The organism is Actinoplanes sp. G11-F43, from assembly GCF_050589265.1.
Lineage (GTDB): Bacteria > Actinomycetota > Actinomycetes > Mycobacteriales > Micromonosporaceae > Actinoplanes.
Genome location: NZ_JBNZCE010000075.1, coordinates 1 through 11,033 on the forward strand (window position 1 = coordinate 1; position 11,033 = coordinate 11,033).

The 11,033-nt window shown below is 69.5% G+C and carries 11 protein-coding genes and 1 rRNA gene; 4 read left to right on the forward strand and 8 right to left on the reverse strand.

Going from position 1 to position 11,033, the window contains the following annotated elements; translation table 11 throughout:
- Positions 1 to 85, reverse strand: a 16S ribosomal RNA gene (locus ACQ0O7_RS44665); the annotation flags it as partial.
- A gap of 592 nt (positions 86 to 677) precedes the next feature.
- On the opposite strand from ACQ0O7_RS44665, the gene ACQ0O7_RS44670 reads away from it, so the two are divergent.
- Entirely contained in the window at positions 678 to 1,289 is a 612-nt protein-coding gene (locus ACQ0O7_RS44670) for a hypothetical protein (RefSeq protein WP_430792018.1), read from the forward strand.
- 108 nt (positions 1,290 to 1,397) lie between these two features.
- Positions 1,398 to 2,177 carry a class I SAM-dependent methyltransferase gene (locus ACQ0O7_RS44675; protein WP_430792019.1) on the forward strand — a complete coding sequence of 260 codons (780 nt, stop codon included), beginning with the start codon at positions 1,398 to 1,400 and terminating at the stop codon, positions 2,175 to 2,177.
- Between the two features lie 88 nt (positions 2,178 to 2,265).
- On the opposite strand, the gene ACQ0O7_RS44680 is transcribed toward ACQ0O7_RS44675, so the two are convergent.
- From ACQ0O7_RS44680 to ACQ0O7_RS44695, 4 genes are all read right to left on the reverse strand, one after another.
- The gene (locus ACQ0O7_RS44680) at positions 2,266 to 3,162 is read right to left on the reverse strand and encodes a TauD/TfdA dioxygenase family protein (RefSeq protein ID WP_430792020.1); all 897 of its coding nucleotides are present in this window, start codon (positions 3,160 to 3,162) and stop codon (positions 2,266 to 2,268) included.
- Positions 3,163 to 3,187: 25 nt separating this feature from the next.
- Positions 3,188 to 4,270, reverse strand: coding sequence for an ABC transporter substrate-binding protein (locus ACQ0O7_RS44685; protein WP_430792021.1), 1,083 nt, complete (start codon positions 4,268 to 4,270; stop codon positions 3,188 to 3,190).
- A gap of 110 nt (positions 4,271 to 4,380) precedes the next feature.
- On the reverse strand, positions 4,381 to 5,445 hold the full coding sequence (locus ACQ0O7_RS44690) for a sporulation protein (protein WP_430792022.1): 1,065 nt from the start codon (positions 5,443 to 5,445) through the stop codon (positions 4,381 to 4,383).
- A 117-nt stretch (positions 5,446 to 5,562) separates the two neighbouring features.
- The gene (locus ACQ0O7_RS44695; protein ID WP_430792023.1) at positions 5,563 to 6,360 is read right to left on the reverse strand and encodes an SAM-dependent methyltransferase; all 798 of its coding nucleotides are present in this window, start codon (positions 6,358 to 6,360) and stop codon (positions 5,563 to 5,565) included.
- A gap of 142 nt (positions 6,361 to 6,502) precedes the next feature.
- On the opposite strand from ACQ0O7_RS44695, the gene ACQ0O7_RS44700 reads away from it, so the two are divergent.
- Positions 6,503 to 6,955 (forward strand): hypothetical protein, encoded by a 453-nt coding sequence (locus ACQ0O7_RS44700; RefSeq protein ID WP_430792024.1) that lies wholly within the window; start codon positions 6,503 to 6,505, stop codon positions 6,953 to 6,955.
- Here the strand turns inward: ACQ0O7_RS44700 and ACQ0O7_RS44705 are convergent.
- The 3 genes from ACQ0O7_RS44705 to ACQ0O7_RS44715 form a co-directional block, all read right to left on the reverse strand.
- Positions 6,933 to 9,242 (reverse strand): PAS domain S-box protein, encoded by a 2,310-nt coding sequence (locus ACQ0O7_RS44705; RefSeq protein WP_430792025.1) that lies wholly within the window; start codon positions 9,240 to 9,242, stop codon positions 6,933 to 6,935. The two genes, ACQ0O7_RS44700 and ACQ0O7_RS44705, sit on opposite strands and share 23 nt — an antisense overlap.
- A 91-nt stretch (positions 9,243 to 9,333) precedes the next feature.
- Positions 9,334 to 9,540: a hypothetical protein gene (locus ACQ0O7_RS44710; RefSeq protein WP_430792026.1), complete on the reverse strand. Its 207-nt coding sequence runs from the start codon at positions 9,538 to 9,540 to the stop codon at positions 9,334 to 9,336.
- Between the two features lie 125 nt (positions 9,541 to 9,665).
- Entirely contained in the window at positions 9,666 to 10,205 is a 540-nt protein-coding gene (locus ACQ0O7_RS44715) for a hemerythrin domain-containing protein (RefSeq protein ID WP_430792027.1), read from the reverse strand.
- A gap of 135 nt (positions 10,206 to 10,340) precedes the next feature.
- Here ACQ0O7_RS44715 and ACQ0O7_RS44720 point away from each other — a divergent pair, with 135 nt between their 5' ends.
- Positions 10,341 to 10,655: a DUF3817 domain-containing protein gene (locus ACQ0O7_RS44720; RefSeq protein WP_430792028.1), complete on the forward strand. Its 315-nt coding sequence runs from the start codon at positions 10,341 to 10,343 to the stop codon at positions 10,653 to 10,655.
- The last annotated feature ends 378 nt before the right edge of the window (positions 10,656 to 11,033 follow it).

An 11,033-nucleotide genomic window follows, 5' to 3' on the forward strand; every position in this document is an offset into this window, starting at 1 on the left:
ACCCCGAAGGGCCTTTCCGCTCGACTTGCATGTGTTAAGCACGCCGCCAGCGTTCGTCCTGAGCCAGGATCAAACTCTCCAACAAAATCTGTTGAAAAACTGTCCCGGCAACAATTGAATGTTGCCAAAGGAATCCTCAACCCATCCCTGTTAAGAGATAGGCCGGGGTATTGCCATAATTGGCACTGGCTTATCTAGCACCCTGTTGAGTTCTCAAAGAACAACCGCACACCATCCTGCGCACCGCTTTCGCGGCCCGCCCTCCGGGGCACTCGCTCTACTTTACCCGCCGTTTCCGCCGTGTCAAATCCGCGTTTCGCAACCGAATTCCACACCACAAAAACGCACCACAATCAGACGACCCCGAAGATCGTATGATCAAAGCTGTGGGTTCCTCCAGGACGGCCGCGCCGGGCCCCTAGGTCGGGTCCCGCTCGCTCGCCCGTCTCCCTGGCGGCTCGGTAAACATTACTCGCCCCCGAACGCCACGCCAAATCGGGGTGCCGCGACCGCCATCACAGTGAAATTTGGACCGTTTTACTCAGGTTCCCCGAAGATCAGAAGCCGGCCGAGGTCGGCACGGCACCGGACGGGGCCCGCGGAAAGGGCCGGACGGAGGGCACCAGCCTGCGGGAACGGGGGCTGTGCGGGATGCGCCGAGGGCATATAACCGACGCATGCGCACTGATGAGCTCGCCGACCTGATCGCCGAGGTTCCCGGCACCGAGGTGACCGCGGTCCCCGGCATCGTCACGGTGCATGTCCCGGCCATCGGCGACACCGCCCGGCTGCTGTTCCGGGACGTGCTCGACGCGTACGAGGTGATGGTCCCGACCGAGGCCCCGGCCGTACAGGTGGATCTGAAGCGGGGTCGTGAATCCCTGCCGTTGATCGTCACGGTGGACGACGTGGTGTTCGCGCCGGTGTACGCGGATGCCGTCGTGGATCCGGAGGACGAGCTGATGGTGCCCGCGATGCCGGGGATGATCGGCTACTCGGAGATGCATCGGGACGTGCGCGCGCTGGGCAAGGCGATCGACGACCCGAACCTGGAGCTGGATCCGGAGATGCTGGCGGCCACGCTGCTGGCGCACCGGTGTTTCATCGCCGGGGCGGTCCGGGTCGGGCTGTGGCCGGTGCGGGTGGCGGCCTGGTGGGAGTATTCGTCGGCGCTCGCGGCCAAGCGGACGAGGCTGGCCCGGTTCCGACCGGACGAGGACTGGGACCGGCTGATGGCGGACGTCACCGAGGCACGCCGGCAGACGGCGGCCGAGCCGGTCACCGGATGACCGTCGCCGTGCTGGACGACGGCTGCTGAAACCGTGCTGGACGACGGTTACTGAAGAGCTGAGCGACGGTTGCTGAACAAGGCTGACCGTTGCTGAGACAGTGACGGGATGACGACTGAACTACGGCGGATCTTCGACTCCGAGGCCGAGCGGTACGACCGCGTTCGTCCCTCGTACCCAATCGGGATCTTTGAAGATCTTGACGTTGCCGGGGTCAGGCCTCCGGCGCGGGTGCTGGAGATCGGCCCCGGCACCGGCAAGGCGACGGTCCAGCTGGCCGGGCGCGGCTACCGGATCACCGCGGTCGAACTCGGCCCCAGGCTGGCCGCGGTGGCGCGACGGAATCTGGCCGGCTTTCCCGGGGTGCGGATCGAGATCGGCGCCTTCGAGGAGTGGCCGCTGCCGGCGGAGCCGTTCGACATGGTGTTCGCGGCGACGGCGTTCCACTGGATCGATCCGCTGGTCCGGGTGGAGCGGTCGGCGGACGCGCTGCGGCCCGGTGGGCTGCTGGCGACGGTGACGACGCATCACATCGCGGGTGGGACGGTGGGGTTCTTCGCGGGGGTGCAGGAGATCTACGAGCGCTGGGATCCGACGACCGAGCCGGGGATCACGCTGCGGCCGGCGGCGGAGATTCCGGTGGACGACGCGGAGATCCTGGCGTCGGAGCGGTTCGAGGCGCCGGTCTTTCACCGGTACGAGTGGGATGCCCGGTATACGACCGCCGACTATCTCGATTTGCTGTTGACCTATTCGTCGACCCGTGCGTTGCCGGCGGAGCGGAGAAATGGGCTGCTGAGCGCGATCGGCCGCCGGATCGACGAAGATCACGGCGGCCGGATCGTGAAGCGTTACCTGTCTGAGCTACGGCTAGCCGAAGTGAAGTGAGTCTCCCGGAGCGTCCGTGGCCGACCGCAGACTGTGGCCGATCCGGGGCTCGATTCCCGCCGAGGACCGGCACAGCCTGAACCCCTGACTACTGCACCTGCGGAGTGTAGTGGGTGGCCTCGTCACCCTCCAGGATCGAGCTCTTGGTGCCGTCCAGGCTGTACGGCACATCACCCGCCACGGTCACCCGGTGCAGCTTGCGGGGCAGATCGCCGTAGTCGTCCGCGGCATAGTGCTGGGTGCTCCGGTTGTCCCACACGACGATGTCACCGACCTGCCACTTGTGACGCAACGTGTTCTCCGGGCGGGTCACGTAGTGCTGCAGCAACCGCAGGATGTCACGCCCCTCGGTCTTGGACACGCCGATGAGGCCGACGACGAAGCTGCCGATGAACAGATTGGGCACGCCGGAGTCGGGGTTGACGCGGACCACCGGGTGGGCGGTCCGGTACCGGGTCGAGGCGAAAACTTGCTGGTACGCCTCCACCTCAGCCGACAGGAACTGCGGATGCTCGGCGTAGTCGTACTCGTTGGAGTGCTCGGCCCACAGCCGGCCGGCCAGTGCCCGCAGGTGTTCCGGCAGGTCGGCGTAGGCCGCGGCGGTGTTGGCGAAGAGGGTGTCCCCACCGTAGGGCGGAATGACCAGACTACGCAGCGTGGTGGCCTTGGGTGGGGCGACCACAAAGGTGACATCGGTGTGCCAGGCGTTGGCGCGGGCTCCCGGTCCGGCGGCGACCTCGAGCACGTTGGCCTGGCCGTCGACGGACGGGACGGTCGGGTGGGCCAGGGTGAGGGTGCCGAAGATCGCGGCGAAGCGCTGGTGCTGCTCGTCGTCGAGATGCTGCCCGCGGAAGACGAGCACCTTGTGTTCGACCAGGGCGTCGTGGATCTCCTGGGCGTCGGTCCGGGTGATCTCCCGCCGGAGGTCGGCGCCGGTGATCTCGGCCCCGATCCGGCCACCGATGCGGGTGATGTCGATGCTCATGACGGGCTCCCTGCTCGTGGGAAGGTCATCCGGCTTCACCCATGGCGACGCCGTTGAATTCGTTGGTGTAGACGTCGGGCGCGGTCAGCCCGCCGGTGATCCAGGCGCTGAAGTCGGTGTCGGCGAGGGCGCCGCCGCGACCGGCGAGGCCGTATCCGCGCCATGGCGGGATCCGGCCGCCGTCTGCGGTGCGGGCCCGGCGCGCCCGGATCGTGGTGAACCGGTCGAGGACCGCCTCGCGGGGCTGGACGCGGGCCCAGTCGATGGCGCGGGCGACGCCGGTGGTGAAGGCTCGGGCCAGGGCCGGGTCCCGTTCGATCAGGTCGCTTCGCAAGATCAAACTCCCGATTGTGTACGGGCCCAGCAGCGCGAAGTCGGTGAACAGCACCCGCAGGCGTGCCGGGGCGGGCTGGGTGCCGGGCAGTGCGGCGATGTCGATCCGGCCGGCGCGGAGCCACTGCTCGGTGTCGTCGGGGGCGACGGCGCGGAACTCGGTCCGGGCGATCTCGGCGGGGGTGAGCCCGGCCCGGGTCAGGTAGGTCCGGGTGATCGCCGCGGCGTCGCCGTCCCGGGTCGCGACGCCGATCCGTTTGCCGATCAGGTCGCGGGCGGTCCGGATCGGCCCGGTGCGCAGCACGTAGAAGCCGGTGTACGTGTCCTTGTCGGTCCCGTATCCCCCGATGACCGCGGTGATCGGTGCACCGGCGGCCCGCTGCCGGACGATGGCGTCGTTGCGGGCTGTGGCGATGTCGAGGTCCCCGGCGACGGCTGACTGGAGATCGGTCGTGCCGCCGGCTGAGTCGCCGGCCCAGCGGAGCCGGACGCCGTCGAGGAAGCCCAGGTCATCGGCCAGTTCGGCGGGTGTCACCGTGCCGGGCACCCCTCGGTAGCGCAGTTCCCGGACCGGAGCGGGGGCACCGCAGGCGGCGAGGGCACCGCCCAGGATTCCGCTCATGGTGAGGGTGAGTGCGGTGCGGCGGGTCGGCATCAGATCTCCTCGGCGGCCGATGGTCGGTGCGCCGCGGAGGATGGCTCGTGCGGTGGTCCGGGAGAAACCTTGCGGGTGTACGGCGGGGGTGGCCCGATGGAACTGCCGGTGCGGGCTCATGTCGTCAACGTAGGCCGCCACCCGGGAGCGCCACCATCTATTCCCATAGAGTGAATGGGAGATGGTGATGAGAAGAGGGGCGAAGGCCGAAGCCCTCGCCCCTCAGAACGTCACTCGTCGTCGCCCTCGAAGGCGTCGCCGATCTCGTCGAACACCTCACCGGCCACATAACCCGCGGCCAGACCACCGGCGACGCCCATCGCCATGCCGCCCATGCCGGAGCCACCGTGGTGGCCGCCGCGACGGTAGTGGCCGTGGTGCCCGTGCTGCCCATAACCGGGCTGCGGGTGGCCATAACCGGGCTGGCCATAACCGGGCTGGCCATAACCGGGCTGACCGTACCCCTGCTGGGGGTGCCCGTAGCCCGGCTGCGGGTGGCCGAAGCCCGGCATCGACTTACGCCTGTCGACCGCCTGGCGCACCCAGCCGTCGACGACCTGGCGCCAGTCGGTGGTGTCCGCGTCGGCGTGCGACACGGTGTAGCGCCCGTAGGTGTCGTGGCCCTGGGTGAACAGGCCGCCCCGCTTGTCGAACTCCAGCACCACCTCGACCTGGTGCGGGCTGGTCACGAAGGTCAGCTCGACCTCGTTGATGCCGGCCGCCGCGAACTGCTGGGGCGGGAAATACTCGATCTCCTGGTAGAACGGGAGAGTCTGGTGGACGCCGTAGATCTGCCCGTACTCCAGGTCGGCGGACTTGAAGTGGAAGCCGAGCTGGGCGAACGCGTCGAGGATGCGCTGCTGGATGGGCAGTGGGTGCACGTGCACCGGGTCGAGGTCGCCCTTGTCGATGGCCCGGGCGATCGCCACCTCGGTGCGCACGCCCATCACCATGCCGCGCAGGGTCTGCCCGTACACCGAAGTGATCGGGGTCTCCCACGGCATGTCGATGCGGAACGGCAGGGCCAGGCGCTGACCCTGGGCCAGGCGCATCGGGCCGGTGACCGGGACGCGCAGGAAGTCGCTGACGGCCGAGTAGTCACCGCCGCCGCCCTCCACCTCCATCCGGGTGACCAGACCGAGCGTGATGTGCTCGATGTCGGCGTCCTGGGTGCCGCCGACCAGGTTGACGTTGCCGGTGAGGGGGGCGCCCGGGTAGGTGCTGGGGTTGGACAGCACGGTGTCCACGCTCAGGCCGCCGACTCCGATGGCACCGAGCAGCTTCTTGAAGACCACGTTGTTCTCCCGCTTGGAATGTGCCTCGAAAACTAGCAACGCCCGCTGAAGGAACGCTGAGAAATCGCAGGTACCACACGATCTCGCCCTATGACGGTACGACGATCCCGCAAGAGACTAGGGCTTTCGGCCGACCGCTCCGTACATCGAGACCTCCGCCGGAGTCGGGCGGGCCTCCGCGTCGGGACGCCAGTCGCTGATCGCCACCACACCCGGGTCGACCAGCTCCAGTCCGTCGAAGAAGCCGCCGAAGACCGTCCGGTCACGGGGCCAGGCGTCGACCGCGCCGGAGGCGAGCATCGCGTCGTAGCGGGCGCCGACCTCCGGCGGGACGAAGTCCTTCGTCGAGTTGGTGGCCACCAGATAGCTGCCCGGCGCGGCGGCGTCCAGCAGCTCCCGGACCACCGCACGGGCGCGCTCGTCGGACGGGATGAAGTGCAGCACCGCGATCAGCAGGATGCCGACCGGGCGGGACAGGTCGACGGTCGCCTTCAGATCACCGGAGTCCAGGATCTCGCGCGGGTGGTTGAGGTCGCCGTCGACGTAGGTGGTGGCGCCGCCGATCATCAGGGCGCGGGCGTGCGACAGGACCATCGGATCGTTGTCGACGTAGACCACCTTGCAGTCGGCGGCCACCCGCTGGGCCACCTCGTGGGTGTTGTCCGGCGCGGGCAGGCCGGTGCCGATGTCGACGAACTGCCGGATGCCGGCCCCGGCCAGGTGGCGGACCGCCCGGTTGTGGAAGGCCCGGCCCTGCCGCGCGGCGGTGCGGACCGCCGGATAGGCGCCGGCGATCATGTCCCCGGAATCCCGGTCGACCTGGAAATGATCCTTGCCACCGAGCCAGTAATTCCACCGGCGGGCCGGCGAAACCGTCTTGGTGTCCACCTTGGGTGGGGCGTCCTCGCTGGTCACGGCGGTTCTCCTCGGGGTCTGGGAGCGCGGTCGGGCCGGACTCATGGTAACCGTGCGGACACCGTGCGGCTGCCCCGTCACCTCCACTTTGGACGACCGGCTCTTTCCCCGGACTCCCGGACCGGCATATTCTGCGCGGGCCATGGCCACCATCGCGCCGCCCTACCGGCCCTACTCGCCCGGCCTGCCGCCGATCGACACGCCGCACCGCAACGGCGGCTCGGCAGTCGCGGTGACGCTGCGCCATGCCCCGTTCGGGTTCCTGCTGCGGCCGCGCCCGCCGGTGCTGGAGATCGACGGGCAGGGTGTGCCGGCGCACTGGGGGCGGGTGGTGCAGTCGGTGGCGATCGGCGAACACCACGTGCACGTGCATGTGCCGGCCCGGATCGGGGCCGCGGACACCACCGTGGTCGCGGTGGCCGGCAAGACCGTCGAACTGGAGTACCGGGCGCCGCTGCTGTCATTTCTGGGCGGGGCCCTCGGCGCTCCCCCGCAGCGCTATCCGGGTGCCGTCGCGGTGTGGATCGTACTGGCGATCATGTTGGTGTTGATCTCCTGCGGGTGCGCCGGGCTCATCCTGAACGCCGGCGGCTAGGGCCCGGCCTCTCGCCCCGGATCTCGTCGTGCAGGGCGCGCATCAGCTCCGCGCTGGTGAACGGCTTCTCCAGCAGGTGCACGTCGGCCGAGAGGGTCCCGTGGGTGGTCAGCACCGGTTGGGCGTACCCGGACATGAAGAGGACCTTGGTGCCGGGCCACCGCGACCGGATCGCGTCGGCCAGGTCCCGGCCCAGCATGTTCGGCATGATCACGTCGGTGAGCAGGACGTCGATGCTGTTCTCGGCGGCCAGCCGGAGCGCCTCGTCCCCGCCGTCGGCGGCCAGCACCGTGTAGCCGCCCCGGTTCAGGATCCGGCAGGTCACCTCGCGCAGCGCGCTCTCGTCCTCCACCACCAGCACCGTCGAACCGTGCCCGGTCAGCCCGGCCGCCGAATCGTCCGGGACGTACGCCGCCGCCTCCGCCTCGGTCACCGGCAGCAGAATGGTGAAGGTGGTGCCGATGCCCGGTTCGGAGTAGATCTGCACCGTCCCGCCCGCCTGGGTGATGATCCCGTAGACGGTGGCCAGCCCCAGCCCGGTGCCCTGCCCGCTCGGCTTGGTGGTGAAGAACGGCTCGAACGCCTTGTCGATCACCGCCCGGGGCATGCCGGTGCCGGTGTCCGAAACCCGCAGGCGCACGTACCGGCCGGTCGGCAACCCGGAACGGGCCGCCGCGTGCTCCGGATCCACGTCCACCAGGGCGGTGTCGATGGTCAGGCGCCCGCCGGTGGGCATCGCGTCCCGGGCGTTCACCGCCAGATTCACCAGCACCTGCTCCAGCTGACCGGGATCGGCCATCACCGACGGAAGACCCGCGGTGGTACGCACGGTCAGCGCGACGTGCTCCCCCAGCGACCGTTCCAGCATCTGGTGCACCTCGGTGACCACCGTGTTCAGATTCAGCGGCCGGGGCCGGATCACCTCCCGCCGGGCGAACGCCAGCAGCTGATGGGTGAGATCGCTGCCCCGGCGGGCGGCCCGGGCGATCTGTTCGGCGTCCGAGGCGGGCGCGCTGCCGGCCGCGTCCTCGATGATGAACGAGGCGTAGTTGAGGATCACCGCGAGCAGATTGTTGAAGTCGTGGGCGATCCCGCCGGCCAGCTGACCCAGGCTCTCCAGGCGCTGGGTCTGCTGGATCCGCGCCTCCAGCCGCTGCTTGTCGGTCTCCTCCCGCAACCGGCGGCGCTCCTGCTCGGCGGCCAGCCGGTCGGTGATGTCCCGGACCACCACCACGGTCACCAGGCCGCTGTCGGTGTGCAGGGCGCTGCAGGCGATGTCGACCGGGATCTCGTCACCACCGCGCCGCACCGCGCGGCGGGTGGCCCAGCGCTGGTCCGGGTCCTCCTTCTCCCCGGCGCCGTCGCGCGGCACCGCCGACGCGGCCGGCAGACCGTCCGGCAGCAGCAGGTCGATCGGAATGTGCAGCAGCTCGTGGCGGGGATGGTCGAACAGGCGCTCCGCCTCCGCGTTGACCAGCACGATCTCACCCGAGTCGGCGACACCGAGAACGGCGTCCGGCGCGGCGTCCAGAATCGCCTGCACGCGGGCCTCGGCACGTTCCCGGTCGCTGACGTCCCGGGTGATGCTGGTCGTGCCGATCACCGTGCCGCTCTCGTCCAGCAGTGGCGACACCAGCGTGGACACGGCGATGATCTCGTCCTTGGCGGTCCGGCGGGTGCTGCGGTACCGGTCCACCCGGCCACCCAGACGTACCATCAATCGGATCTGGTCCTCGTCCGCCCGGCGCTCCTCCGGAATGATCGCGTCGATGGTCTCGCCGATCATCACCTCCGCCGGGAAGCCGTAGAGCGCCTCCGCGCCCGGATTCCAGGACAGCACCCGGCTCTCCAGGTCGGTGGTGACGATCGCGTCGTGCGACGACTGCACGATCGACGCGAGCAGCGCACTCGTCCGGGCCGCCTCCCTGCGCGCGGTGTCGTCCCGCAGGACCGCCGTCACGTAGGTCTCGCCGTCCGGCGCGGCCACCGCGGACAGCGAGATCTCCACCGGGAAGACGGTGCCGTCACAGCGGACGCCCCGCAACGGGCGGCGGCGCAGCGGCGGATGGGCGCCGGACAGGTAGGCGGCACGCTCGGCCGGATGCCGCTCGCGGGACTCCACGGGCACCAGGTCGTCGACGGAACGCCCGACCATCACCTGACCGGAGTAGCCGAACATGTCGTGGGCCCGCTGGTTCGCCACGGTGATGACGCCGTCCGCGCGGCTCACGATGATCGCGTCCGGGGCAGTGTCCAGCAGGAGCCCCGGGATGCCGGCTACCTCCACCCGATGCCTCCATCCCCCGAACTACCTCTGTACCGAAGATTCGGCGCGCAGGTGCGGGTTTGCCGGAAAGTGGCCCGTTCAGCCGCTCCGGTCAGCGTCGGGGCAGCAACGTCGCCCTCGGCCGGCGCCGATGCGCCACGGCGATCCCGGCGTCGGCCGGCCGGTCGAAGCCGTCACAGCTGTCCTCCGGCTCCACCTCGATCAGATCGAGCAGATCCGGCCCGGAGTGCCCGGTGTCCACGGTCCCCCCGATCAGCCCCATGGCGGCGGCACAGTTGCGCCCGTAGCCCTGCACCATGCGATCCACCCGGGTCGGATGCCCACAGCGCCGGCACGGCCGCATCCTGTCCGGCAACGGCGATTCCCCCACCCCATGATTATCCAGGGGGTGGGGCTGATCGGCACCCCGGTGGAGAACCGGGGTCAGGATTCGCCGACGGCTTCGGCCAGTTCCTGTTTGTTCATTCGGGAGCGGCCGTGGATGTCCTGGTCCCGGGCCATCTCGTACAACTCGCGGCGGGTGGTGGCGTGGTCGGCGCTTCCGGAGGTGGCCTCGGCGAAACGGCGGCCCATCTCCGCGCGCTCGGCGGCGTCCAGGCGGTCGGCGAGGATCGGGAGCAGTTCCTCTTCCTCCTCCTGCACATGGTGGCGCAGCTCCCCGGCGATCGCCGCCACCGTGCCGTCGTATCCGGGGTCGCCGCTGTCGCCGCGCAACAGGTTCTTCAGCATCTCCTCGACCTGGTGGTGTTCGACGGCGCCGTCCTTGACCTCCTCGCCGGCCTCCTCCGCCAGGTCACGGATCCGCGGATAGACGAACGACTCCTCGGCCTCCGAATGCGGCAACAACATCCGGGCCACCTCCCGCATGAGGGCCGCGCTGTCGTCACCGCCCTTCTCCGCTCGGGTCAGCAGGTCTTCGACCTGACGGTGCTGTTCTTTGATGATCTCCACGATGTCCGGCACGAGTTTCCCCCTCGGTAGAACGGTTCTCCGGCGTAATACCCCGAAAAATCCGGAACTATCGGGGCAATTAGTTGACAGGAAACGTTCAACTTGGAGGTCATAGAGTTCTGTCGGACGAGATGAGGGAGCTGCAGGGTGCAACCGTTCCGGATCTTCAGAATCACCGCGATCGCCGAGGCCTTCTCGTGGACCGGGCTGCTCGTGGGGATGTTCCTGAAGTACGTCACGGAGACGACCGAGGCCGGCGTCTGGCTGTTCGGCCGGCTGCACGGCGCCCTGTTCATCGCCTACCTGGTCGCGACGCTGTGGGTGGCACGGGCCGAGCGCTGGTCGCTGTGGCGGACCTTCTTCGGTCTGGCCGCGTCGATCCCACCCCTCACCACGGTGATCTTCGAGCGCTGGGTGGCCAAGCGCCGCCCGGCTGCGGAGCCGGCAGCCGCCACTGCCTGAGTTCCGCCGGTGGGGGCGTGTCTGCCGACGCGCCCCCACCCCCGATCCGCGTCGCCCCAGGTCAGCGTCCATCTCCGGGCGAGTGGGCGGCAACCCCCGCGGAAGTACGCTCGTCGGCCCCACAGAAATCGGGCCGCCCCGCAACGTCCCCGCGAGGTCCGCGCGACTCCGGACCGCCCGGCGACCACCGGGCGAATGCGCCGGCAAACCCCGTCACCGATCACCCCGGACCAAAACCGCATGGCAACTTCCGGCCCGCACCGCACCACAAGTCGGCACACAAGGCGTCGAAGCAGACCGCGTGGCAACTTCCGGCGCGCACCGCACCGTAAGTCGGCATCCGGGGTCGGAGCAGACCGCGTGGCAACTTCCGGCGCG